This is a genomic window from Nocardioides hankookensis (genome assembly GCF_042658885.1).
Taxonomy (GTDB): Bacteria; Actinomycetota; Actinomycetes; order Propionibacteriales; family Nocardioidaceae; genus Nocardioides; species Nocardioides hankookensis.
Genome location: NZ_JBHSRJ010000002.1, coordinates 183,271 through 206,945, shown reverse-complemented (window position 1 = coordinate 206,945; position 23,675 = coordinate 183,271). Strand labels below are relative to the sequence as shown.

The window sequence follows — 23,675 nt, the reverse complement described above, 5'->3', positions numbered from 1 at the left end:
GCGGAGGGGAGGTACGAGAGAACCAACCCCGCTGACAGCCTACGCGTTCCCACCGCAGCGCCAATGCAGTCCGCTGAGAGCGAACATGAGCGGAGCAGCGCAGCGTGAGGAACGAACGCGGCGCGTGAGCTCCGCCAGATTGAGCAAGACCCGCGGCTGAGGCACGAAGCCGCGACGGCCGCGTCGAAATCCGGTGAGCTGCGAAGGGCGTCGACCACTGGGGTCACCGCCCTGGGTCAAGTCACTGGTGTCTCGATACACCCGTCGCGACCTCGTTCCTCGGTCGCGGGGCTACTCGACCCACATTGACCGTCGAATCCGCCCTCGTGCCTCGGGCGTCTCCGTCAATGTGCGGCGTCGTACGCCGAGCGCACCTCGGCCGAGACCCGACCGCGGTCGGGGACGTCGAAGCCGTTGCTGCGCGCCCAGTCGCGGATCTCCTTGGCGCTGGGACCGCCGGCGCTGGCGGCGGCCTTGCGACCACCGCGACGCGGCGCTGCCCCGACCTTGCGGCCGTGACCGATGTACGCCGCGAGCGCGTCGCGCAGCTTGCCGGCGTTCTTGTCGTTGAGGTCGATCTCGTACGACGTGCCGTCGAGGCCGAAGGAGACGGTCTGCGTGGCCTCGCTGCCGTCGAGATCGTCCTCGAGGACAATGTGGATCTTCTGTGCCATGAAATACCCCTCCGCTTATCCCCCGAACGAATTATCCCGAACATATTTGCACCGCAAATCAAGGAATGTCTATTCGGTGCGCATAAGCACGCTCAAAAGCGCGGGAATTGCCGGGATAAACTCAGGAGTTGCGCGAATACACGATCTCGAGCCCGCGCAACGTCAGCCACGGGTCGTGGTCGGTGAAGCAGCGGCACTCGTCGAGCACGAGCGGGGCCAGGTAGCCCGTCGCGACGACGGTGACGTCGTCGGCCGCGGCCCCGAGCTCGGCGATCATCCGGTCGACGATGCCCTCGACCTGGCTGGCGACGCCGAAGACCATCCCGGACTGGAGCGCCTCGACGGTGTTCTTGGCGATCACCGACCGCGGTCGGGCCAGCTCGACCTTGCGCAGCTGGGCACCGCGCCGGCCGAGCGCCTCGAGCGAGATCTCGATGCCGGGCGTGATCGCACCGCCGACGTACTGGCCCTGGCCGCTGACGACGTCGAAGGTCGTCGCGGTGCCGCCGAAGTCGACGACGATCGCCGGGCCGCCGTACTCGTGCACGGCGGCGAGGGCGTTGATGATCCGGTCGGTGCCCACCTCGCGCGGGTTGTCCATCAGGATCGGGACGCCGGTGCGCACGCCCGGCTCGACGACGACGCGGGTGACGTCCGGGAAGTGCCGCACGAGCATGTCGCGCCACTCGTGCAGCACCGCCGGCACCGTGGCACAGACGGCGATGCCGTCGACCTCGTCGAGCGCCGGACCGAGCAGCCCGCGCAGCAGCACCGCCCACTCGTCGGAGGTGCGCCGCTCGTCGGTCGCGACCCGCCAGTCGGCGCTCACCTGCCCGTCGCTGACCAGCCCCAGCACGGTGTGGCTGTTGCCGATGTCGGCGGCGAGCAGGGCCATCAGCCCTCGCTGAGGTCGAGGCCGAGGTCGAAGACCTTGACGGAGTGGGTGAGGGCTCCGACCGAGATGAAGTCGACGCCGGTCTCGGCGACCTCGCGGGCGCGCTCGATGGTCAGCCCGCCCGACGCCTCCAGCGTCGCGCGACCGGCGGTGATGTGCACCGCCTCGGCCATGGTCGGTGAGTCCATGTTGTCGAGCAGGATCTCCGTGCAGCCGACCGCGAGCAGCTCGCGGAGCTGGTCGAGGTCGGTGACCTCGACCTCGACGCGCAGGTCGGGGTACGCCGCGCGCACGGCCTCGTACGCCGGCACCACCCCGCCGGCCGCGACCACGTGGTTGTCCTTGACCATCGCCCGGTCGCTGAGGCTGAAGCGGTGGTTGACGCCGCCGCCGCAGCGCACGGCGTACTTCTGGAGCGCGCGGTAGGTCGGCAGCGTCTTGCGGGTGTCGAGCACCCGGGCGCGGGTGCCCTCGAGGGCGTCCACCCAGTGCGACGTCGCGGTCGCGACGCCCGAGAGGTGGCTCGCGTAGTTGAGTGCCGTGCGCTCGGCGGTGAGCAGGCCGCGGGTCGGCCCGGCGACGCGCATCACGACGTCGCCGGCGGCGACGCGGGTGCCGTCGGGGAGCCGGTCGGAGACCGTGACGGTGTCGCCCATGACCTCGTGGAAGACCAGGGCCGCGACGCCGAGGCCGGCGACCACGCCGGGCTCGCGGGCGGCGAAGACGCCGGTCCCGACGGCGTCCGCGGAGATCGTCGCCTCCGAGGTCACGTCGCCGGCGGGCAGGTCCTCGGCCAGCGCCGCGCGCACCTGGGCCAGGACGGCGTCGGGGTCGAGGTCGGCGGCGCGGAGCTCGTCGTCGTACGGCGTCACGGGGCACCGTCCGAGGCGGGCTCCGGCACGAAGGCGATCGTGCTCGTGCCGTCGCTCATCACGACGTCGAAGTGGCCGGCGAAGCCCACGTCGTCGCGCTCGGGGAAGTCCTCGCGCCAGTGCGAGCCGCGGGTCTCCTCGCGCAGGGTCGCGGCGTCGGCCAGGGCGAGGCTGATCGTGACCAGGTTGGTGGTCTCCCAGGACTCCTGGTCGATCGCCTCGGCGCCGGCGGTGGCCAGCTTGTCGAGCAGCCCGCCCGCGTCGGCCAGCCCGTCGGCGTTGCGCAGCACGCCGACGTGGGAGGTCATCACCTCCTGGAGCTCGCGGCGTACGACGCCCGGCACCAGGCCGGGGGTGCGCGGGTCGGTGACCGGCCACAGCAGGGGTCGCAGCTCGGCGGGCAGCACCGTGGCGATCCGGCGGGAGAAGACCAGCCCCTCGAGCAGCGAGTTGGAGGCGAGCCGGTTGGCGCCGTGGACGCCCGAGCAGGCGACCTCACCGGTGGCGTAGAGGCCGGGCACGTTGCTGCGACCCCAGAGGTCGGTGCGCACCCCGCCGGAGGCGTAGTGGCACGCCGGTGCGACCGGGATCAGGTCGGTGACCGGGTCGACGCCGTGGCTGCGGCAGGTGGCCAGGATCGTGGGGAAGCGCCGCTCCCAGAACTCGGCGCCGAGGTGGCGCGCGTCCAGCCACATGTGCGGGTGGTCGGTGTCGAGCATCCGCCGCATGATCGCCTTGGCGACCACGTCGCGCGGCGCGAGGTCGGCCAGCTCGTGGACGCCCTGCATGAATCGCTCGCCGTCCCAGTCGACGAGGAAGGCGCCCTCGCCGCGCACCGCCTCCGAGATCAGCGGCTGCTGGCCGCGGGACTCGGAGCCGAGGTACATCACGGTCGGGTGGAACTGCACGAACTCGAGGTCGCGCAGCACCGCACCGGCGCGCAGCGCCACCGCCATCCCGTCGCCGGTCGACACGGCCGGGTTGGTGGTCTGCTCGAAGACCTGCCCGAGGCCGCCGCTGGCGAGCACGACGGCCCGGCAGAGCACCGCACCGACGCCGTCACGCTGGCCCTCGCCCATCACGTGCAGGGTCAGCCCGGCGACGCCGCCGTCCTCGGCGAGCAGCAGGTCGACCGCGAGCGCGTGCTCGACGACCTCGATCTCGGGGGCCTGCTCGATCGCGGCGATCAGCGCGCGCTGGATCTCGGCGCCGGTGGCGTCACCGCCCGCGTGCGCGATCCGGTCGCGGTGGTGGCCGCCCTCGCGGGTCAGCGACAGCTCGCCGTTCGGGTCGTGGTCGAAGTTGGTGCCGAGCGCGATCAGCTCGCGCACCGCATCGGGGCCCTCGGTCACCAGCACCTCGACCGCGGCCCGGTCGCACGCACCGGCGCCCGCGACCAGGGTGTCGACCTCGTGCTCGTGCGGGGTGTCACCGGGGCCGAGCGCCGCGGCGATGCCGCCCTGCGCCCACTGCGTGGAGCCGGCCGCGAGCACGTCCTTGGTGACGACGAGGACCTTGTCCACCTCGTTGCGCAGCCGCAGCGCTGCCGTCAGGCCGGCGATGCCGGAGCCCACGACGACGACGTCGGCCGTGGTGGTCCACCCGGGTTCGGGGGCGAGCAGGCGCCCGGGGACGCGACGTGCGGGAGCGGAGGGCATTGGCGAAATCTAGCGCTGGGCGAGCTGGTCGCCCCGGAGCAGCCCCGACCCGTCGGGCGCCTCGGCCGGGTCGAAGCCCGTCGCGAGGATCTTGTTGTCGGCGTCGACGAAGACGACGTGGGGCTGGAACTCCTTCGCCTCGGCGGTCTCCATCTGGCCGTAGGCGATCAGGATGACCAGGTCGCCGGGGTGCACCAGCCGGGCCGCCGCTCCGTTGATGCCGATCACGCCGGAGCCGCGCTCGCCCGCGATCGTGTAGGTCTCGAGCCGGGCGCCGTTCGTGATGTCGACGATGTGCACGAGCTCGCCGGACAGCAGGTCGGCGGCGTCGAGCAGGTCCTCGTCGACGGTCACCGAGCCCACGTAGTGCAGGTCGGCCTGCGTCACCGTCGCGCGGTGGATCTTGGACTTCATCATCGTGCGCAGCATCAGAATCGGAGCTCCATGTTGTCGATGAGCCGGGTGGTGCCGACCCGGGCGGCCACCAGGATCCTGGCCTCGGTGCCGGCCGGTACGACGCTCGGCAGGGCGCCGAGGTCGGGGTCGGTGATGACGAGGTAGTCGAGGTCCACGAGGTGCTCGCGCAGCTCGGTGCGGGCCTCGTCGAGCGCGACCGCGACGCCGTACGGCGCGTTCTCCTGCGCGGCCCGCAGTGCCCGGCTCAGCGCGGTGGCTGCCTCCCGCTGCTCGGCGTCGAGGTAGCGGTTGCGGCTCGACAGCGCCAGGCCGTCGGGCTCGCGGACGGTCGGGGCACCCACGACCTCGACCGGCATGTTGAGGTCGAGCACCATCCGGCGGATCAGCGCGAGCTGCTGGTAGTCCTTCTGCCCGAAGACCGCGACGTCGGGGCGGACCAGCCCGAAGAGCTTCGCGACGACCGTGAGGACGCCGCGGAAGTGACCCGGACGGGTCTTGCCCTCGAGGACCTTGCCGAGCGGACCGGGCTTCAGCTGCACCTGCGGCTCGCCGCCCGGGTAGACCTCCTCGACGCTCGGGGCGAAGACGATGTCGACGCCCTCGCGCTCGCAGAGCTTGAGGTCGTCGTCGAAGGTCCGCGGGTAGCGGTCCAGGTCCTCACCGGCCCCGAACTGGAGCGGGTTGACGAAGACCGACACGACGAGCGGGCCATCACCGATGCGCGCGCGGGCCGTCTCCATCAGGCTGGCGTGCCCGTCGTGGAGGGCTCCCATGGTCGGCACCAGGCCGACCGGGCTGCCCGCGCTCCTGGCCTCGGCCAGCAGCGCCGCGAGCTCGTCGCGGGTCGCGGCGACGACGGGTGCGGCGCTCATCGACGGTGGACGTGCGAGGGCGCCTCGCGCTCGGCCGCGTCGAGCGCCCGCAGGATCGCGGCGGCCCGGATCGGCAGCACCCGCCCGTCGGTCACCGCGCGGTCGAGGGTGTTGCGCGCCAGCACGACGTACGACGCCAACGTCTGGGGCGCGTTGGCGCTGATGTCGGCGAGGTGGGCCCGGACCGTGTTGACGTCGCCGCGCACGATCGGGCCGGTGAGTGCCGCGTCGCCGTGCTCGAGGGCGTTGTCGAGCGCCGCGGTGAGCAGCGGCCGGAGGGTGCCGGCGGGGTCGTCGGCACCGGCGGCGGCGAGCATCTCCATCGCCTGCGTGACCAGGGTGACCAGGTGGTTGGCGCCGTGGGCGAGACCGGCGTGGTAGAGCGTCCGCATCTCCTCGGGCACCCACATCGGGCGGCCGCCGAGGTCGCTGACGAGGGACTCGGCGACGGGGCGCTCGGCCGGCTCGGCGGTCAGGCCGAAGACGCAGCCGGCCAGGCGGTCGAGGTCGCGCTCGGTGCCGGTGAAGGTCATCGCGGGGTGCATCGCGACCACGTGGGCGCCGAGCGCCGCGGCCGGGGCCAGCACCTCGAGTCCGTGCCGGCCGGACGTGTGCACGACGTACTGGCCGGGGCGGATGGCGCCGGCGTCGCTGAGCGTGGTGACGACGTTGCCGAGCATGTCGTCGGGGACCGTGAGCAGCAGCAGGTCGCAGGCCCGGGCGACCGCCGTCGGCTTCAGGGTCGGGACGCCCGGCAGCAGGTCGGCGATGCGTCCGCGGGACGCGTCGGACTCGCCGGCGGCGGCCACGATGTCGTGACCGGCGGCGCGCAGGGCGGCGGCCAGGACGGCGCCGACGCGACCCGCGCCGACGACACCCACCCGCAACCCGGTCTCCCGGGAGTGGAGCGTCATTGTCGTACCTTTCGTTCCAGTCCCTCCGACCACTCGCTCCCGAGGGGGCGAGCCGGGTGGGGTACCGGACTAGCGATGCTGACTCCTCGAGCCTACGCCGAGCGCCACCTCCTCGAAACGGGACGCTCGCGTGGGGTGGGTCACAACGACCGCCGCCGGCCGCGCGGCGCTCCGGATCTGCGGTTGGTGACCAATCCGTGCGGCGGAAGCCGCGGCGCCTGCCCGGCTCAGCAGCGCGCGACCACCCGCATCAGCACCGGGTCCTCCTCGCCGTACGGCGAGAGCCCCGCCCGCTCCTCCTCGTGCTCGACGACCCACCCCCGGCGGCGCAGGTCGGCGACGAACTCGGCGCCGTTCTGGAAGCGCCGGTAGTGCTTGGTGTGCACCTTCGCGTTGTGGGCGTCCTGATCGGTGCGGAACTCGGCCGCGAACATGTCGCCCGGCCGGGCGTGCTCGTTGATCGCGTCGAGCAGCGCGGCCTGCACGGGCTCGTGGATGGCGTGCAGGAAGAAGCGCAGGTAGAAGAGCGTCGGGGCGCCTGACGGGTCCCGGACCTCACCGAGCGCCGCGCCCAGGTCGTCGATGCTGGAGACGTCGCAGGTGCGGAAGTCGACCCGCTCCAGCCCGAGGTCCCGGGCCCGCCGGCGCGCGTGCTCGATCCCGACCGGCGACTGGTCGAGACCCAGGACGGTCCGGCCGGTCGTGCCGAAGGCGCACGAGTCGCGGCCGTCGCCGCAGCCGATGTCGACGACGGTGTCGGGCGTCCCTCCACGGGTGGACATGAACTCGAAGAAGGTCGAGCCGGTCGTGTACTCGGTGCGCGCGTAGAAGTCCGCCCAGTAGACCTTGGTGCGCTGCTCGACGCTGAGACGGCCGTCGACGGCCGCGCTCGTCCGGTCGAGGTCCCAGTTGAACCCGGGCTTGGGGAGCCGCCAGTCCTCGCCGTACAGGTGCGCGATCAGCAGCTCGGGGTCGCGCGGCGCCAGGGCCTGGCCACCGGGCAGGTCGATCTCACCCGTGCCCGCCCAGCGGGACTCGGGGAAGTCGGTGGAGCCGGCGACGCCGAAGGGGAAGCGGAGCAGCCCCTGCTCGTCGAAGTACGTGTGGAAGAGGTCGATGCGGTGGACGTCGTTGTCGGGGTCGACGATGTGCAGGCACGCCGGGAAGGCCTCGATCCGCAGGCCGTCCTCGACCAGCACCAGGGCGATCCGGGTGAACTCCTCGGCCGCCTCGGGACCGGTCCGCGAGCGGGAGACGTACGCCGCGTCGAAGTCGACGTCGTGGCCGATGTAGCCGCCGTCGCGCACGGCGCCGAGCAGGGTCCCGTAGATGACGAAGGCGTCGTACCCGAGCTCGGCGTGCAGCACCCGGCGCACCCGCTCGTAGAGCGACAGCACCGCCTGCTGCCACTCGGTGTCGAGCCGCTTGGACAGCTGGAGACGACCCCACTGGCCGAGGACGTGGCCGCTCTCGAGCTTGGCGCGGAGGTCGGCCGGCGTGTGGGCGCCCTTCTGCCGGGGGCGCAGGAACATGCCGTGCTGGTTGATCGGCAGCGGCTGCCCGTCGACGACCACCCGGATCCGGGTGGCGGGCCCGCAGTAGTCCCAGATGTCACGGAGGCGGAAGGAGAAGGTCCGGACCTCCGCGCGGCTGTTGCGCCGGTCCCCCTTCGGACCGGGCAGCATCGGGTCCCGCCGGCCGGGGCCGGCGGCCTGCCTGCGACGGGGAGCGTCACCGCCGGTGGACCCGCTCATCGCGCCGCCCGGGGTGGCGTACGTCGAGCACACCTCCACGGGCCCGACCATCAGCCGGACGCGCGTGGGCGCGGCGTCGGCGGGCACCGACACCCAGCCGGTCAGCAGGGTCTGCGAGAAGTGCTCCACGATCCCGACGGGTGGCACGGCCGGCGGTGCGGACGGGGCCCTGCCGATGCGCCGGACCCGACGTCCGACCCTGCGAACCAACGACACGTGCGAACCTCTCCTCCGCCGGCGGGAGCGGGGAGTCCGACGACGAGGCGCCACTCTAATGGCTCCCCGGAGGACCGATAGGCTGCCCGCGACGTGGCCCCGAGGCGGCCCCGCTGTGGAGGGAGCACCCGACGTGCCGGTGATGATCAAGGACGGACGTTCCGTCCTCTTCATCCACATCCCGAAGACGGGCGGCACCACGATCGAGCGGATGTTCGCGAAGGCCGGCTGGGAGGTGCACTTCCGAGAGGGCAAGCGGGCGCGGCCGCACGTCTTCCCCCTGCTGCGCTGCTCACCGCAGCACTACCACGCGGACCTGCTCGTCGAACTCTTCGACGTGAGCCGCTTCGACGTGGTCGCCGGCATCGTCCGCGAACCGCTCGCCCGCTTCCGCTCGGAGTTCTCGATGCGCCACCGGCAGCTCGACTCCACCGACGAGGACCAGGTCGCGACCTGGACCGAGCGGGTCCTGACCCGGTACGCCGAGAACCCCTACGCGCTCGACAACCACCTGCGGCCGCAGACGGAGTTCCTGCTCCCCGGCGCGGAGGTCTACCGGCTCGAGGACAGCCTCGAGGCGATGGTCGCCGACCTCAACGCCCGCTTCGACCTCGGTCTCCCGACCAAGGTCCCCCACAAGCTGGCGAGCCACGAGAGGGGCATCCCGAGCTCGAAGGTCCCGCTCACCCCGGAGGTGCGGTCGCGGGTCCAGGAGTTCTACGCCGCCGACTTCGCCGACCTCGGCTACCCGACGGACTGACGCCGTAGTCGCCGGCGTACGCGCCCGGCGGCGGCCCGCAGCAGGGCGACCCGGCCGAGGTCCTCGACCGGGCGGGGGTCCGCGGAGGACGGCGTACGGCGAGCCCGGTGTGCGCGGACCCCGGTCTCGAGCGGTCCGGCCCGCCGGGCCGACGGCGCCGGGCGGCCCGGCGTCTCGGCGATCACCTTGGCCAGCCCGGCTGCGAACCGGGCGACCACCTCGTCCGGCACCTCGACGACGGCCGGGTTGTCGCCCACGGACCGCGGCTCGGCCGAGGCCAGCAGCGAGAGGTCCCCGTCGACGCGGACGCCGGTGCGCGCGATGGCGCCGATCATCTCCGCGCCGATCTCGTTGGCACGCTCGACGGCCCAGGCGGGCGTCCGGATCGGCGGCTCGTCCGGGTCGGGCTTCCGCGTCATCAGGTGCCGGACGGCGCCGAAGCGCACGTAGCGCGTGTAGTCGGCCTGCGACCAGTCCCGCTCGGTCCAGCCGGCGTTGAACGCGCGCAGCATGGTGACCTCGGGCAGCGTGAGCGAGCGGTTGGCGGAGGCCTCGCGCGGCTGGAGGAGCCCCACCGGCAGGCCGGTCAGCTCCTCGAAGGACGTGAGGATGTCACGCGGTCGCGCGTCGTCGACCACCACGACGACGAGCCGGTCAGGCCCCAGCGCCGAGGCCCAGGTCTCCACGAGCCGGTCGTGACGGTGCCGGCGCCAGAACGACGGCGTCACGTCCTGCTGGTCGGGACGGTTGAGGACCTGGTCGAGCCAGCCCTCGTAGTCCGGGTTGCCGACGTACTTCACCATCGGCTGGTTCTGCATGTACTGCTGCCACTGCGAGGCCAGGATCCGGGTCACCGGCCGCAGCGTGATCACCACCCGCGTCTGCTCGGCGCCGAGCGCGTCGACGATCTCGGTGACCCGCGCGGCCGGGGCGTCGGAGAAGAACTCGCTGCTGACGACCGTCATCCGCGCCGTCGAGCCGCGCACCTCGGCCGCCAGCTCGGCCCACCGCTCGTCGCCGGAGCCCTGCTGCCCGGTGGCGAGCTGGTTGCCGGCGGCCGCCATCGCGGCGCTCATCGGGTGGGCGAGCCCGCCCGCCCAGTGCACGCCGTGCTCGGGCAGCAGCTCGCGGGTGTCCCAGAACGCCCGCTGCACGCTGGTCGTGCCGGTCTTGTGCGGCCCGATGTGCAGCAGCCGGGTGCCGTCCGGCAGCGCCTCGCTCATGCGCCCGCCCGCGGCGTACGACGGGGGCGCAGCGCCGCTGCGACGAGCCCGCGTGCCGACAGGTCGCCGACGGTGACCACGGGAGCGTCCGGCTCCTCGACGACGGCGTGCGCCGCCTCGACCACCGCGACCGCCACGGCGGCCGCCGCCTCGGGGTCCGCTCCCCCGGCGGCCGCGACGGCGCGCTCCTCGAGGCGACCGGTCAGGCCGGTGTCGTCGACGTCGAGTCGCGCGAACTCCGCGCGGATGACCTCGCGGAGGTCGTCGGTGGACCGCATGCCCGCACCCTAACGTCGCTCCGCCGAGTCGGCCCGACCGCACCTGCTGTGGGAAACTACCCCGGTTGCCATCCAGGAGGAGAACACGTGTCGGGTCCGCAGAAGAACGTAGCCGTCCTGCTCGCAGGGGGCGTCGGCGTACGGGTCGGGCTCGACGTGCCCAAGCAGCTCATCAAGATCGCCGGGCACTCGATCATGGAGCACACGCTGGCCATCCTGGACCGGCACCCCGACGTGGACGAGATCATCGTGATGATGGCTCCTGGCCACCTCGACGCGGTGCACGCGATGGTGCGCGACGGCGGCTACGGCAAGGTCCGCGCGATCCTCGAGGGCGCCGGCACCCGCAACGACACGACGCTCGCGGCACTCGCCGCCCTCGGCGACGAGGACTGCAAGGTCCTCCTGCACGACGCGGTCCGCCCGCTGGTCAGCGCCCGGATCATCAGCGACTGCTTCGCCGCGCTCGACACCCACGACGCCGTGGACGTGGCGATCCCGTCGGCCGACACGATCATCGAGGTCGGCCCCGACAACACGATCCGCGACATCCCGCCGCGCTCGAACCTGCGCCGAGGCCAGACCCCGCAGGCGTTCAGGCTCTCGACGATCCGCGAGGCGTACCGGTACGCCGGCGAGGACCCGAACTTCGAGGCCACCGACGACTGCACCGTCGTGCTGCGCTACCTCCCGGACGTCCCGATCTGGGTCGTGCCCGGCGACGAGCGCAACATGAAGGTCACCGAGCCGATCGACATCTACCTCGCCGACAAGCTCTTCCAGCTCACCGGCAACGACGCCCCTGCGATGCGCAGCGACGATGCCATGCGCGCCGCCCTCGAGGGTCGGACGATGGTCGTCTTCGGTGGCAGCTACGGCATCGGCCACGACATCGCGGAGCTCGCGGCGTCGTACGGCGCGAACGTGGCGTCGTACAGCCGCTCCACGACGCAGACCCACGTGCAGCGTCGCGAGGACATCGCGGCCGCGGCCCGCGACGCCGTCGAGCGCTTCGGCTCGGTCGACTTCGTCGTCAACACCGCTGGCGTGCTGCCGCGCGGCACGCTGGTCGAGGCGTCCGACGAGACGATCTACTCGGCGACCGACATCAACTACATCGCGCCGATCCTGATCGCGCAGGAGTTCCACCCCCTGCTCCGGGAGAGCTCGGGCAGCCTGCTGCTCTTCACGTCGAGCTCCTACACGCGCGGGCGCAGCGGCTACAGCCTCTACTCGTCCGCCAAGGCCGCGACCGTCAACCTGACCCAGGCGCTCGCCGACGAGTGGGCGGCCGACAAGATCCGGGTCAACTGCATCAACCCCGAGCGGACCGGCACCCCGATGCGCACGAAGGCCTTCGGCGAGGAGCCCGCAGGCTCGCTGCTCGAGTCCACGGCCGTCGCGAAGGCCTCGCTCGAGGCCCTGGTCTCCGGTGGCACCGGACACGTGATCGACCTGCGCCGCCTCGACCCGCTCGAGTCGCTGCGGCTGACCGACACCGAGCTCTGACAGCGCCCTAGCCGTTGCGCGGCACCTTGCGCAGCTGCCAGACGCCGTTGACGAGGCGGTAGTAGTCGTCCGGGTCGACGCCCAGGCGGGCGAAGACGACCCATCCGTCCTGTCCCTGCTCACGCCCGACGAGCAGGGTGTCGGGCGAAGCCCCGCGCATCTCCCACACGCGGGTCGGCTCGGCCGGGCCCGAGCAGCCGCCCCCGCCGTCGTCGCAGTCCGGGTACGTCGCCTCCCCGAGCAGCTCCCCCCGGGCGACGGGGAGCCGGTCGGACCACGCCTGGTAGAAGTGGCCGTCGTACTCGACGCCGGCGGCGCACGACATCGCCACCTGGCCGGCGCTCGCGCAGTCGGCGGTGGACAGGCACCCGCTGGCCAGGGCGGCGATCGCGACCACGGCCCCGGCGGCTGCTCCTCGCACCTTCACGCCCTGGTAGACGGCGCCGGGCACCGCTCGGTTCCCTGCGAGCGACGGCTCAGCCGAAGAAGGCCTTGACCACCTTCTGCGCCGACCGACCGTCCTGGAGGTAGTTGTAGCGGTCGTGGAACGCCTTCATCGCGTCGGCGTACTCGCGCTGGACGCCGTCGAGGTTGCGCAGCAGCGCGATCACCTGGTCGGGCGTGTCCACCAGCGGACCGGGAGCCGAGTCCTCGAAGGGGTAGAGGAAGCCGCGGACGCCGCCGGTGTAGGTGTCCAGGTCGGGCACCAGGAAGACCATCGGCCGGCCGGTCAGCGCGAAGTCGAAGCGCAGCGACGAGTAGTCGAGCACCGCGGCGTCGGAGGCCAGGATCAGGTCGTTGATCTCCGGGTAGTAGGTCACGTCGATCAGCTGGGCGTCGCCCTCGGGCGTGGCCGTCCGGCCGTGGAACCGGTGGCCGCGCATCAGCAGGACGTAGTCCTTGCCGAGCTTGCGGCTCGCGGCCTCGACGTCCAGGTGCAGGACGGCCTCGGCCCGGCGCCAGTTGGTCGCCAGGTCGTCGCGCCAGGTGGGCGCGTAGAGCACCGCGCGCTGACCCGGCGCGATCCCGAGCCGGGCCCGGGTCTCCTCGCGGATCCGCTCCGCGTCGGGTGACACCAGGACGTCGTCGCGCGGGTAGCCCTCGTGGTGGATGACGCCGTCGTAGCGGTACTCGCGGCGGTAGTGCTCGTCCATCTCCGGAGCGGGCGTCAGGATCATCGACCAGTCGCCGGACGTCCGCTGGAGCTCGAGGCCGATCCGGCGCGGGGTGTAGCCCTTGCCCTCCCACATCCGGATGCCCATCGACTTGGCCGGGTAGCCGTGGAAGGTCTGCAGCATCTGCTGGCCCGGCCGCAGCGCGAACCAGCGGTCGGGGTCGATGTTGAGGCAGAGGTAACGGGCGGTCGCCATCACGCGGTACCACTCACGGGAGTGCATGAGCACCGGCGTGCCGCCCTCGGGCACGACGGAGGCACCGTCGACCACGCCCCAGTAGATCGTGAGGTCGGGGTGGGTACGCCGCAGCTCGTCGTGGATCGCGAGCTGGCTGTCGGTCGCGGTCGCGCCGGCGTAGGCCTGCAGGTAGACGGCCGACTCGTCCAGGGGCAGGTCGCAGTCGCGGTACCACTCCTGGAGCCGGGCCTGCGCCAGCTGGCCCCGGTCCTCGTCGGTGAGCGGGGGCAGCAGAACCACCCCGGCCTCGCGGCCGTTGCGCGCGACGCGCATCCGGAAGCCGTCCTCGACGTGGAAGTCGAGGAGCCGGTCGAGGAGCGCCTCACCGACGAGCGCGCGACCCTCGTGCGGGGTCGCCTGGGGCCCGAACTCGACCCAGAAGCGGTAGCTGCCGACGGGGAGCCTGGTCTCGCCGAGGCCCCATTCGTCCCACCGGGTCGGGAAGCTGAGCCGGAGCAGGCCGTCGCCGTCGACCTCGCGGCCGTCGACGGTGACCCGACGCCGCCCGAGGCGCACGTCGTACCGGGCGGGCGTGGGGCCGAGCCACCGAGCGGTGACGTCGAGGGCACCCGGGGTGAGCGCGACGTCCTCGACCACGAGGGTGCCCAGGGCGTCGACGACGTCGACGTCGCCGGTCTCGGAGCGGCTGAGGGCGACCTGGCCGGAGCCGGCGGCGAGCCACTGAGGCGCGGCACTCGGCCACGCGACCCGGACCTCGGCACCGGAGGCCGTGACGCCGACCAGGCGCAGCCGCCGGGGCGGGTCGGCCGGACGCGGGCGGGCGAGCTCGAGCGAGAAGGTGGTCGCCCCGTCGGCGCCCGGCACGCAGCGTGCCCGGGCCACGGCACCGACCTGGTCGACCGCCCGGACCTCCGTCAGCCGCTCGCCGGCCGGGTCCAGGGTGCCGCGCACGGTGGAGCCGGCCACGGTCGCCTCGACCAGCTGCGGCCAGGTGCCGGGCGTCGCGAAGAGGTGGAAGCGGCTGGCGTTGCGACCGCGGATCCCGACCCGGGCACCGGTCACGACACGGTCGCCGAGGTGGCCGGTCTCGATCATCCCCGAGGACGCGCGGTCGTCGATCTCGGCGACGGCGCCCTGACGGGTCAGTCCGTGGGCGCGCACCTCCAGCTCGAGGGACCAGGCGGTCTCGCTGCCGCGCTCGACCGCGCGCGCGGCCAGGGCCCCGGTGTCGATCGTGGCGGTGAACGCGCCCTCGGCGTAGTCCTGGTAGCGCGAGCCCTCGAAGAGGTTGGCGCGCGGGTCGGCGTACCGCTCGACGTCGAGCTCCAGCCGCTCGCCGCTGCCGTGCTCGACCAGCCACGCACTGACCTGGGTGTCCGGGCCGAGGTCGACGTGCTCGATGCGGGCGAAGCCGCGCAGCTCGAGCCGCTCCGGGCCGGCCCAGCCGATCCGGTAGAGGGCCGCCCACAGCTGGGTCTCGGCCTCGCGCATCTCGTAGGCATCGAGCGGCACCCCGGCCGCCGCGTCCTCGAAGTAGGGCAGCCGCGCGAGGACGACCCCGTCGCGCACCTCGGTCGGCCGGTTCGAGCGCTCGAAGAGCCGCGCCCCGACGTAGTCCTCGAGCTCCTGGCGCTTGTCCTCGCGGACCAGCCAGAGCTTCACGCGCGAGTCCGCCCGCAGCGCCGCCCACGCACTGTCGCCGCCGGAGGCCACGAGCTCGTCCACCACCTCGCGGAGCCGGGTCCACTGCTCCGCCGTGGCGCGCTCGACGTCACCGAGGAAGGGCTGGATCGCGGCGTCGAGGGTGCCCCAGAGCCACCAGTCCAGCACGTCGGGCAGGTCCAGCGCGGCCACGGAGCGCTGGGTGGCGGCGTGCTCGTCGAGCCAGTCGCCGAGCTCGGAGAGGACGTCGCGGACCGCGCCGACGCTGACGCCCTCGCGCCGGCCGCTCGGGATGTAGGCGGCGTCACGCAGCAGGTCGAACGACGGCGCCGCGACGTACGACGCGAGCGCGAGCTCGAGGCCCTGCTCGTCGTCGGCGTCGAACCGGAGCCCGGAGCCGACCCAGAAGGAGCGGCGGAACATCCGGTTGCCGACGCCCAGGTCGGTGATCGCCACCGGCGACGCCGCGAGCGTGGTGCCCCGGACCTCGGTCAGGTGGGCGGCCTCGAACGGCGACTCCACCGAGGCGTTGAGGGAGAGCGGCGGCTCGATGCGACCGACCGCCATCGCCGAGCCGGTCTCCTCGAGCACGGTGACGAGCCGCTCGATCGCGTTGGTGGCGAGGTCGTCGCCGCCACGAGCGAACATGACGTAGCCGTTGCGGGCGCGGGTGGCGCCGGCGTTCCAGGCCCCGGCGAGGTCGGCCGCCGGAGGGGCGATCCGGATCCGCCAGTCCTCGGCCGCCTGCTCCCGGGCGCCCTCGAGGGCGCCCGCGGCCGCGCCGTACGGCACGACGAGCACGTCGATGTTGCGGTGCCGCTGGCCCCGGATCGACTTGAGGCACGGGGCGACCCGTCGGGTCTCACTGTCGCTGACGGCGACCACGACGGTGACGCGCGGCCCCTCCCAGCGACCCCGGAAGGTGCGCGTCGCCCGGCCGAGAGGTCCGCGCACGCTGGCCGGAGTGGCCTTGCCTGCCCGCACGAGGACACGTTCGATGCGTTGGCGTGCACGCACGCGGCGTCCTCCTCTTCTCCTGGCGGAACGCCCGATCGTATCCCGCTCACCCAGGCCGTCCGGACCACGGGCGCTGGGCTGGACAGCCGGGGCGGACGGGTCAGTCGTCGAGCGCGGCCAGCACCTGGGCCAGGTAGCGGCCCTCGTCGGCGACGTCGAAGGTGAACGACGACTGGAACTCGCCCGGCTTGTCGGCCTTCGAGCTGATCGAGGTGATCGAGTGTCCGAGGACCGAGGCGATGAGGTACTCGTTGCGCGCCGAGTAGGCGTCGGAGCTGAGCATGATCATCTGGACCGGGTCCGGGGCGAAGCAGACGTTGAAGAGACCGCTGCCCGCGAAGCCGGCCAGCACGCTGGCCGAGCGGAACATCGCGATCTGGTCGCCGAGCGGGTAGTCCTCGGGGAAGAGCACCTCGAACCCGGCGGCCCGGAAGATCTCCTCGACCTCGTCGGTGTTGTTGCAGGCCCGCTTCGCGATCCGCCGCGAGCAGAAGATCCGGTCCGGCCGGAGGTCACCGGTCGCGTCCGCCGCGAGCGCGTCGCCCATCAGTCGCCAGGTGTCCGCGATGGCGGGGTGCACGAACTCCGGGTTCGACAGCATCGGGCTCGGCGAGAGCAGACGCTCGACCCGCACGGGCTCGCGGATCATCACGATGTCGTCGGCCTCGATCCCCGCCGCGGCGTAGATCGTGAGCTCGTAGGACATCAGCTCGGGGCGGCGGTTGGCCGCGACCAGCACCTTCAGGTCGGGCGCCAGCTCCTTGGCGCGCGGCCACGCCCACAGCCGGGAGACCGTCTCGGTCAGCAGGTGCCCGAAGTGGCCGCGGACCTCGTTGTCGAGGTGGAAGTAGGTGCCCTCGAGCAGCGGGAGGTCGTCGGTCGGGAACGGCAGCCGGGCGTAGCCGGGCGCCACCTCGACGGTGTGGCTGTTGCGCAGCCGCTTGCGGGCGTTGTGGCGGTAGGTGTCGGGCCACAGCACGCGGTCGTCGGCGACGACCTGGCCGGGCGCGACGACGACCCCGCGGTAGTCGCGCAGGTACGCCGGCGGCGCGTCGTACTCGGTCGGCTGGAAGGCGCCCCGGGTCGGGGTGTTCTCCTGCAGCTCGCAGCGCGAGGTGAAGCGCAGCCCGTCGACGGTCTCGACGACCGAGTGCCCGAGCTCGGGACGCTTGCGCATCACGGTGATGCCCTCGTCCTCGCGCAGCTTCGCGTGCGCCGGGCCGAGGCCGTTGGTGAGCACCAGGTAGTCGCCCCGCACCTCGGTGGCCGTCAGCGCGTCGGCGACGGCCTGCTCGTCGTAGCGACGCAGCGGCACCCGCTTGCGGTCCGGGCGGATCCGCTTGCCCACCCGGTCGACCGCGCCGGCGAGCAGCGGCGCGAGCGCGCTGGACCCCTCCGGGGCCTCCTCGCCCGCCCGCGGGGCGTCGGCCGCCGCCGCGGCGATCGCGAGGTGACCGCCCACGGTGAGCTGGTTGAAGAGCTCCTGGAAGCGGGCCAACCGGCCCTTGCGGGTGCCGACCAGGTCGAGCGCGAGGTCGAACGGCCCGTCGAGCGTCACCCCGAGGTGTCGCCGCGAGGGACCGGCCTCGGCGGGGACGACCTTCACGGAGGCGCCGGGGACCCGCGAGCGCAGCGCACGGACCAGCGGCTTCGAACCGGGTCCGGCCACCATCACGATCCGCGGTGCGGTGCGATCGCCCAGCAGGTCGACCGCCAGGGCCAGGAGCTCCTCGTCCACGACGACGGGGGCGGGCGCGACGGCCTCCGGGTGCCCGCGCAGCCGGCGTCGTACCCGTCCTGCGAAGGCTCGGACCCCACCACCCGCTCGTGCAGCCACGCCGTTCCTCGCTCCCCGTTCGTGCCCCGGGCTACCGCCCGGGATCGGCGCCCCACCTTAGGGCACGGCTCCGGGGCACTAGGGTGGTCCACCACTCCGCCGGACCCTCAGAACAGGCCGATGAACGACCCAGCTGCCCGCCGCCGCCTGACCGGCGTCCTCCGTGGCCGGACCCGGTCGCGGGACGCCGCCGCCGAGCCGGCCGCACCGGAGTCGGCCGCTCCCCCGGTGCTGAGCGTCGTCATCCCGGTCTACAACGTCGCGCCGTACCTCGCCGAGTGCCTCGACAGCGTCCTGGGCCAGTCACTGAGCGACCTCGAGGTGATCGCGGTCGACGACGGGTCCACGGACGACTGCCCCGCGATCCTGGAGCGGTACGCCGCCGCCGACCCGCGCCTGCGCGTCCTGACCCAGGAGAACGCCGGGCAGGGCGCGGCGCGCAACCACGGCGTGGACGCGGCCCGGGGGACGTTCCTGACGTTCGTCGACTCCGACGACACCGTGCCCCGGCGGGCGTTCAAGGCGATGGTGCGCACCCTGCGCGCCTCGGGCTCCGACTTCGTGGTCGGCGCCGCCGTGCGGACCCGGCACAACCGCACCCGGGGCGTGGCCTGGGGGCGGACCGTGCACGAGTACGACCGCCTGGCGACGACGATCGACGAGTTCCCCGCCGCGATGCAGGACATCATCGCCTGCAACCGGGTCTTCCGGACCGCCTTCTGGCGCGACCGGGTCGGCGGCTTCGGCTCCCGCACCGCCTACGAGGACCACGTCCCGATGCTGGCGGCCTACGTGCGCGCCGAGCGGTTCGACGTGCTCGCCCGGGTGACCTACCAGTGGCGGATGCGCGAGGACCAGACGAGCACCGGCCAGCAGAAGGCGGTGCTGCAGAACCTCCTCGACCGGATCACGGTGAAGGAGGAGGCGCACGACCTGCTCCGGGCCGAGGCCAGCGAGGCGACGTACGACGCGTGGGTCGGCCGCTGCCTCGACATCGACTTCCCGCCGTTCCTGCCGCACGCGCTGGTCGGCACGGACGACTACCGCGACGCCCTGGCCACGACGTACCGCCTCTTCCTGGACCGGGCCACCGAGCGGGCGCTGCGCACCGTGCGCCACGACCGCGCCGTGCGCGCCTGGCTGTGCGCCGAACGGCGCTGGGACGACCTGGACCTCGCCGACGAGCACTTCCGCACGCACCGGCAGCCCGAGGTCCGGGCGGTCGGCGACCGGCTCGTCGCGGTGCCGGACCTGCCGGCGGAGATCAGCGCCGCCGTCCCGCCCGGGCTCTGGGCGCTGGCCGACTCCGAGACGGCGCTGCGGACCGGGCTGCGGGCCGTCGAGGTCGACGGCACGACGGTGCGGGTCTCGGTGTGGGCGCTGGTCCCGGGCCTCGGCACCCCGGACGGTCCGCCGGAGGTCGAGGCGTGGCTCGTCGACCCGGGCTCCGGGTCGGTGGTCGACCTCCGGGTCGCGGCGCGCGTCGAGCCCGAGGTCGACCAGTGGGCCGAGGACGACCACGCGACCTACCCCCACTCGGCCTTCGACGCCACGGTCGACCTGGCCGACCTCCTCCGCGAGGCGAGCACGACCTGGACGCTGCGGCTGCGGCTCCGCCAGGGCGACGTCGTGCGCGAGGGCGGGGTGTACGACGCCGTCGACGGCTCACCGGCCCAGCTCCTGTCCACCCGGGTCGCCGACCTCGACGGCGCCGCCGTCGAGGTCGCGCCCGGCTGGGACCCGGCCGGCGGCTTCCGGCTGCGGGTCGCCCCCGGCGACGGCGGACCTGCGGACGCCGCACCGGAGCCGGGCCTGCGGGTCCAGCTCGTCGAGCACGCGCCCGGCGAGCTGGTCGTCGAGGCGCTCGCCACCGGGTCGGGCGACACCGAGCTCGCGGCCGCGCGCTGGCGCGGCCAGCACCTCGACCTGGCAGCGACGACGGTCGAGGGCAGCGACCCGGTCCGGCTGCGGTTCCCGACCACGACGACGCCGCCCAGCGGCCGCTACACGCTGGTGGCGCCGACCCCCGACGGCGGAGAGCTGGAGGCCACCGCCGCCCGCGACCTCGCCCGTACCCTCCCCCGCTCGCGCGTCGACCCGGAGCTCCGGCTGACGACCCGGCTCCGGTCGGACGGCGCCCTGGTCGCCGTCGTCGGCGCCCCGCTCGACGACGAGGAGCGCCGGCCGGACGTCCAGCAGCGCTGGCGCCGGGCGCACCAGGCGCGCAGCACGCCGCCGGACGCCGTGCCCCACGTGCTCCTCCAGCCCGCAGGCGGGCGCGCCGACGAGACATCGCGTGCCCTCGACGCCGCGCTGGCGGCGACCCACGCGGAGGTCGGGCGCACCTGGGCGGTCCGCGACCACAGCATCGTCGTACCCGACGGCACCGGGTCGGTGCTGCTGGACAGCCGCCGGTGGCACGACCTGCTGGCCGCGTCGCCGCTGCTCTGGTCGACCGACGACCTGCCCACCTTCTTCGTCAAGCACCCGCAGCAGCGGACGCTGCGCACCTTCAGCGGCTTCCCGACCGTCCCGATCGGGACCGACGCCTGGCGGGCCCGCGGGCAGAACGCCCGCGCGGTCGCGCTCGAGGTCGAGCGCCGGCGCCAGCAGTGGGACCACCTGGTCGCGCCGACCGAGGAGGTGGCGGCGCTCTACCGCGAGGCGTTCGAGCTCGACGACCGGGTGCTCGTCACCGGCAGCCCCCACACCGACGACCTGGTCACCCGGGACCGCGACCACGTCCGCGCGACGGTGCTCGCCCGCCTGGGGATCCCCGCCGAACGCACCGTCGTCCTCCACGCCCCCGAGCGCCGGGACCGCGCGACCCGGGCGCTGCTGCGGTCCGCGCCGTCGGCCGATCTCGACGTACGGCGCCTGGCCGCCGCGCTCGGGCCCGGCCACGTGCTGCTCACCCTCGGCGTACGCCGTCCGGGGCCGCCGGAGGCAGGCGCTGCCCCGGTCGTCGACGTGACGCTCGGCCCGCCGGTCAACGACCTCCTGCTCGCCGCCGACGCCGCCGTGCTCGACTACTCCTCGCTGCGCTTCGACTGGGCGCTGACCGGGCGGCCGGCGGTCCTCCACGTGCCCGACCACGACGCCCGCCTCGAGGCGCTGCCGTCCCCGGTCGACCTCGACGCCACCGCGGCCGGTCCGCAGGTCGGCGACCTCGACGACGTGGTCGACGCCCTCCGCGACCTCGGGGGTCTCCAGGAGCGGTACGCCGCAGCGGTCGACGACCTCAACCGCACCCACAACGCGCTGCACGACGGCCGGGCCGGCGCGCGGGTGGTCAAGGCCCTGCTCGGCTGAGGCTGAGGTCAGGCCAGGACGTCGACGACGATGTCCGCGATCCGCTCACCGGCGGCGCCGTCCCACAGCGGCGGCACCAGGCCGTGGGTGGGTCCGCCGCCCCCGAGGATCGCGTCGACGTTCCCCGCGAGGTCGTCGGTCGTGACCAGCCGGTTGGTGCCGTGCGTGATCGTCACCGGGCGCTCGGTGTTCGGCCGCAGGGTCAGGCACGGGACGCCGAGGACGGTCGTCTCCTCCTGGATGCCGCCCGAGTCGGTGACGACCAGGGCCGAGCCCTCGACCAGGCCCAGGAACTCCAGGTAGCCGAGCGGCTCGGTCGCGTGCACCCGTGGGTGGTCGAAGAGGCCGGACGCCTCGAGCTGGGCCCGCCCGCGCGGGTGCACCGGCAGCACCAGGTCGATCCGGTCGCCGACCTCGCGCAGGGCGGTCACCATCCGGCCCAGCGTCGCCGGATCGTCGACGTTGCCGGGCCGGTGCATCGTCGCGACGGCGTACGCCGTGGGCAGCGTCAGCTCCGAGACGACCCGGGAGCCGTCGAACCGGTCCCGCAGCCGCACCAGGGTGTCGATCATCGGGTTGCCGGTGAAGTGCATCCGGTCGGGCGCGACGCCCTCGCGGGCCAGGTGCACGAGCGCGTCGGCGCTGGTCGCGAAGAGGACGTCGCTGAGCCGGTCCGTGACGACCCGGTTGATCTCCTCCGGCATCGTCCAGTCGAAGCTGCGCAGGCCGGCCTCGACGTGGGCGGTCCGGATCCCGAGCTTCGAGGCGACCAGGGCCGCGGCGAGGGTGGAGTTCACGTCGCCGTACACGACGACCAGGTCGGGCCGCTCGTCCAGGAACACCGTCTCGAGCGCCGTCATCATCGCCGCCGTCTGCACGGCGTGCGACCCGGAACCGATGCCCAGGTTGAGGTCGGGCTCGGGCAGGCCGAGGTCGCGGAAGAAGACCTCCGACATGTTCGCGTCGTAGTGCTGGCCCGTGTGCACCAGGAGCTGTCGCACCGACCGCTTCTCGAGAGCCGCGATCACCGGTGCGGCCTTCGGGAAGTTCGGTCGGGCACCGGTGACGTGCAGGACCAGCGCGGACATGCGTTCCTCTCGGGGCACGGGCTCCTCGGGCGCGCGGGACGTGAGAGTCTTACCCGTGGTCGAGCCTCGAGGAGTGGACAGAGCAGTGGGCAGTGTAGTCGTCGTCGGACTCGGCTATGTCGGGGTGCCGCTCGCCCAGCTCGCCGTCGAGCGGGGCCTCCAGGTCGTCGGCCTGGACACCTCCGAGCGCATCGTGGCAGGCCTCAACAACGGGTCCTCGCACATCGACGACCTCTCGGACGACGACGTCGCCGCCATGCTGACCGGCGGGTTCCGCGCCAGCTCGGACCCGGCCGTCGTCGCCGCGGCCGACACGATCGTGATCTGCGTGCCGACCCCGCTTGACCCGGCCGGCGGCCCCGACCTGTCGATGGTGCGGTCCGCGGCCACCTCGATCGCGCCGCACCTGACCAGCGGCTCGCTCGTCGTCCTGGAGTCCACGACGTACCCCGGCACCACCGACGAGGTGCTGCGCCCGATCCTCGAGGAGCTGTCCGGGCTGAGCGTCGGCACCGACCTCGCCCTGGCCTTCTCGCCGGAGCGCGTCGACCCCGGCAACCCGCAGTTCGGCATCGCCAACACCCCCAAGGTCGTCGGCGGCACCACCGCCGAGTGCGCCCGCCGGGCCGAGGCGTTCTACGCCCAGCTCACCGAGCAGGTCGTGGTCGCCCGCGGCACCCGCGAGGCCGAGATGTCGAAGCTGCTCGAGAACACCTACCGCCAGGTCAACATCGCGCTCGTCAACGAGATGGTCCGCTTCTCGCACGAGCTGTCGATCGACTTCTGGGACGTCATCCGGCTCGCGCGCACCAAGCCGTTCGGCTTCCAGGCGTTCTACCCCGGCCCGGGCGTCGGCGGGCACTGCATCCCGATCGACCCGAACTACCTCTCACACCGCGTCGAGGAGCAGCTCGGCTACCCGTTCCGGTTCGTCGAGCTGGCCCAGGAGATCAACTCCGGGATGCCGCGCTACGTCGCGCAGCGGATCCAGTCGCTGCTCAACGACCGCGCGCTGCCGGTCAACGGCTCGACCATCCTGCTGCTCGGCGTGACCTACAAGCCCGACATCGCCGACCAGCGCGAGTCGCCGGCGATCCCGCTCGCCCAGGTCCTGATCTCACTCGGTGCGCACGTGAGCTACGCGGACCCCCATGTCCCGGACTGGGTCGTCGAAGGCGCCACTCGCGTCGACGACCCGGGGGCTGCCGCTGCCGAGGCGGACGTCACGGTGCTGGTGCAGCAGCACAGTGCGTTCGACATCGAGGACATCGCTGCCCGAGCCCGCTGCCTGTTCGACCTCCGCGGCGTCAGCACCCACCCGGGCGTCGAGCGACTGTAGGCAAC

18 protein-coding genes are annotated in these 23,675 nt (G+C 73.3%); 4 read left to right on the top strand and 14 right to left on the bottom strand.

All coding sequences use genetic code 11. The annotated features are described in order from the left end of the window. Positions 1-344: 344 nt before the first annotated feature. From ACFPYL_RS03895 to ACFPYL_RS03860, 8 genes are all read right to left on the bottom strand, one after another. Positions 345-674, bottom strand: coding sequence for a histone-like nucleoid-structuring protein Lsr2 (locus ACFPYL_RS03895; protein WP_379150534.1), 330 nt, complete (start codon positions 672-674; stop codon positions 345-347). A gap of 121 nt (positions 675-795) precedes the next feature. Beyond that, positions 796-1,569: a type III pantothenate kinase gene (locus ACFPYL_RS03890; RefSeq protein WP_379150532.1), complete on the bottom strand. Its 774-nt coding sequence runs from the start codon at positions 1,567-1,569 to the stop codon at positions 796-798. Continuing rightward, positions 1,569-2,441, bottom strand: a complete 873-nt coding sequence (gene nadC / locus ACFPYL_RS03885) for a carboxylating nicotinate-nucleotide diphosphorylase (RefSeq protein ID WP_379150530.1) — start codon at positions 2,439-2,441, stop codon at positions 1,569-1,571. The genes ACFPYL_RS03890 and nadC overlap by 1 nt, the downstream gene beginning before the upstream one ends. Then, the gene (locus tag ACFPYL_RS03880) at positions 2,438-4,099 is read right to left on the bottom strand and encodes an L-aspartate oxidase (RefSeq protein WP_379150528.1); all 1,662 of its coding nucleotides are present in this window, start codon (positions 4,097-4,099) and stop codon (positions 2,438-2,440) included. The genes nadC and ACFPYL_RS03880 overlap by 4 nt, the downstream gene beginning before the upstream one ends. Positions 4,100-4,108: 9 nt before the next feature. Then, entirely contained in the window at positions 4,109-4,528 is a 420-nt protein-coding gene (panD, locus tag ACFPYL_RS03875) for an aspartate 1-decarboxylase (RefSeq protein ID WP_379150526.1), read from the bottom strand. After that, positions 4,528-5,388 carry a pantoate--beta-alanine ligase gene (gene panC / locus ACFPYL_RS03870; protein ID WP_379150524.1) on the bottom strand — a complete coding sequence of 287 codons (861 nt, stop codon included), beginning with the start codon at positions 5,386-5,388 and terminating at the stop codon, positions 4,528-4,530. Before panC ends, panD begins: the two co-directional genes overlap by 1 nt. Then, the gene (locus ACFPYL_RS03865) at positions 5,385-6,302 is read right to left on the bottom strand and encodes a Rossmann-like and DUF2520 domain-containing protein (RefSeq protein WP_379150522.1); all 918 of its coding nucleotides are present in this window, start codon (positions 6,300-6,302) and stop codon (positions 5,385-5,387) included. Before ACFPYL_RS03865 ends, panC begins: the two co-directional genes overlap by 4 nt. Before the next feature lie 227 nt (positions 6,303-6,529). Further along, the gene (locus ACFPYL_RS03860) at positions 6,530-8,185 is read right to left on the bottom strand and encodes a class I SAM-dependent methyltransferase (protein ID WP_379150520.1); all 1,656 of its coding nucleotides are present in this window, start codon (positions 8,183-8,185) and stop codon (positions 6,530-6,532) included. A 202-nt stretch (positions 8,186-8,387) separates the two neighbouring features. Between ACFPYL_RS03860 and ACFPYL_RS03855 the strand changes: the two genes are divergently transcribed. Continuing rightward, positions 8,388-9,032: a sulfotransferase family 2 domain-containing protein gene (locus ACFPYL_RS03855; protein ID WP_379150518.1), complete on the top strand. Its 645-nt coding sequence runs from the start codon at positions 8,388-8,390 to the stop codon at positions 9,030-9,032. Here ACFPYL_RS03855 and ACFPYL_RS03850 read toward each other — a convergent pair. Together ACFPYL_RS03850 and ACFPYL_RS03845 are read right to left on the bottom strand one after the other, a co-directional pair. After that, positions 9,017-10,255, bottom strand: coding sequence for a hypothetical protein (locus ACFPYL_RS03850; RefSeq protein ID WP_379150516.1), 1,239 nt, complete (start codon positions 10,253-10,255; stop codon positions 9,017-9,019). The genes ACFPYL_RS03855 and ACFPYL_RS03850 overlap by 16 nt on opposite strands. Further along, complete coding sequence (locus tag ACFPYL_RS03845) at positions 10,252-10,533, bottom strand: hypothetical protein (RefSeq protein WP_379150514.1); 282 nt, start codon at positions 10,531-10,533, stop codon at positions 10,252-10,254. Before ACFPYL_RS03845 ends, ACFPYL_RS03850 begins: the two co-directional genes overlap by 4 nt. Before the next feature lie 87 nt (positions 10,534-10,620). On the opposite strand from ACFPYL_RS03845, the gene ACFPYL_RS03840 reads away from it, so the two are divergent. Continuing rightward, a complete protein-coding gene (locus tag ACFPYL_RS03840) occupies positions 10,621-12,042 on the top strand; it encodes an SDR family NAD(P)-dependent oxidoreductase (RefSeq protein ID WP_379150512.1) in 1,422 nt (473 codons plus the stop codon). Positions 12,043-12,049: 7 nt separating this feature from the next. Here the strand turns inward: ACFPYL_RS03840 and ACFPYL_RS03835 are convergent, their stop codons facing one another. From ACFPYL_RS03835 to ACFPYL_RS03825, 3 genes are all read right to left on the bottom strand, one after another. Further along, complete coding sequence (locus ACFPYL_RS03835) at positions 12,050-12,493, bottom strand: DUF6281 family protein (protein WP_379150510.1); 444 nt, start codon at positions 12,491-12,493, stop codon at positions 12,050-12,052. A gap of 25 nt (positions 12,494-12,518) precedes the next feature. Then, positions 12,519-16,094 (bottom strand): bifunctional glycosyltransferase/CDP-glycerol:glycerophosphate glycerophosphotransferase, encoded by a 3,576-nt coding sequence (locus tag ACFPYL_RS03830; protein ID WP_379150508.1) that lies wholly within the window; start codon positions 16,092-16,094, stop codon positions 12,519-12,521. Between the two features lie 100 nt (positions 16,095-16,194). Next, complete coding sequence (locus tag ACFPYL_RS03825; RefSeq protein WP_379150506.1) at positions 16,195-17,931, bottom strand: glycosyltransferase family 61 protein; 1,737 nt, start codon at positions 17,929-17,931, stop codon at positions 16,195-16,197. 120 nt (positions 17,932-18,051) lie between these two features. Here ACFPYL_RS03825 and ACFPYL_RS03820 point away from each other — a divergent pair, with 120 nt between their 5' ends. Then, positions 18,052-21,243 carry a bifunctional glycosyltransferase/CDP-glycerol:glycerophosphate glycerophosphotransferase gene (locus ACFPYL_RS03820; protein ID WP_379150504.1) on the top strand — a complete coding sequence of 1,064 codons (3,192 nt, stop codon included), beginning with the start codon at positions 18,052-18,054 and terminating at the stop codon, positions 21,241-21,243. 8 nt (positions 21,244-21,251) lie between these two features. On the opposite strand, the gene wecB is transcribed toward ACFPYL_RS03820, so the two are convergent. Continuing rightward, positions 21,252-22,331 carry a non-hydrolyzing UDP-N-acetylglucosamine 2-epimerase gene (wecB, locus tag ACFPYL_RS03815; protein ID WP_379150502.1) on the bottom strand — a complete coding sequence of 360 codons (1,080 nt, stop codon included), beginning with the start codon at positions 22,329-22,331 and terminating at the stop codon, positions 21,252-21,254. Between the two features lie 85 nt (positions 22,332-22,416). Between wecB and ACFPYL_RS03810 the strand changes: the two genes are divergently transcribed. After that, on the top strand, positions 22,417-23,670 hold the full coding sequence (locus ACFPYL_RS03810; protein WP_379150500.1) for a nucleotide sugar dehydrogenase: 1,254 nt from the start codon (positions 22,417-22,419) through the stop codon (positions 23,668-23,670). Positions 23,671-23,675: the final 5 nt, after the last annotated feature.

What these genes read in the sequence shown, in the direction of transcription:
- ACFPYL_RS03895 (WP_379150534.1), bottom strand. Translation starts at nt 674, where the DNA reads ATGGCACAGAAGATCCACATTGTCCTCGAGGACGATCTCGACGGCAGC.
- ACFPYL_RS03890 (WP_379150532.1), bottom strand. Translation starts at nt 1,569, where the DNA reads ATGGCCCTGCTCGCCGCCGACATCGGCAACAGCCACACCGTGCTGGGG.
- ACFPYL_RS03880 (WP_379150528.1), bottom strand. Translation starts at nt 4,099, where the DNA reads ATGCCCTCCGCTCCCGCACGTCGCGTCCCCGGGCGCCTGCTCGCCCCC.
- panD (WP_379150526.1), bottom strand. Translation starts at nt 4,528, where the DNA reads ATGCTGCGCACGATGATGAAGTCCAAGATCCACCGCGCGACGGTGACG.
- panC (WP_379150524.1), bottom strand. Translation starts at nt 5,388, where the DNA reads ATGAGCGCCGCACCCGTCGTCGCCGCGACCCGCGACGAGCTCGCGGCG.
- ACFPYL_RS03865 (WP_379150522.1), bottom strand. Translation starts at nt 6,302, where the DNA reads ATGACGCTCCACTCCCGGGAGACCGGGTTGCGGGTGGGTGTCGTCGGC.
- ACFPYL_RS03850 (WP_379150516.1), bottom strand. Translation starts at nt 10,255, where the DNA reads ATGAGCGAGGCGCTGCCGGACGGCACCCGGCTGCTGCACATCGGGCCG.
- ACFPYL_RS03845 (WP_379150514.1), bottom strand. Translation starts at nt 10,533, where the DNA reads ATGCGGTCCACCGACGACCTCCGCGAGGTCATCCGCGCGGAGTTCGCG.
- ACFPYL_RS03820 (WP_379150504.1), top strand. Translation starts at nt 18,052, where the DNA reads ATGAACGACCCAGCTGCCCGCCGCCGCCTGACCGGCGTCCTCCGTGGC.
- wecB (WP_379150502.1), bottom strand. Translation starts at nt 22,331, where the DNA reads ATGTCCGCGCTGGTCCTGCACGTCACCGGTGCCCGACCGAACTTCCCG.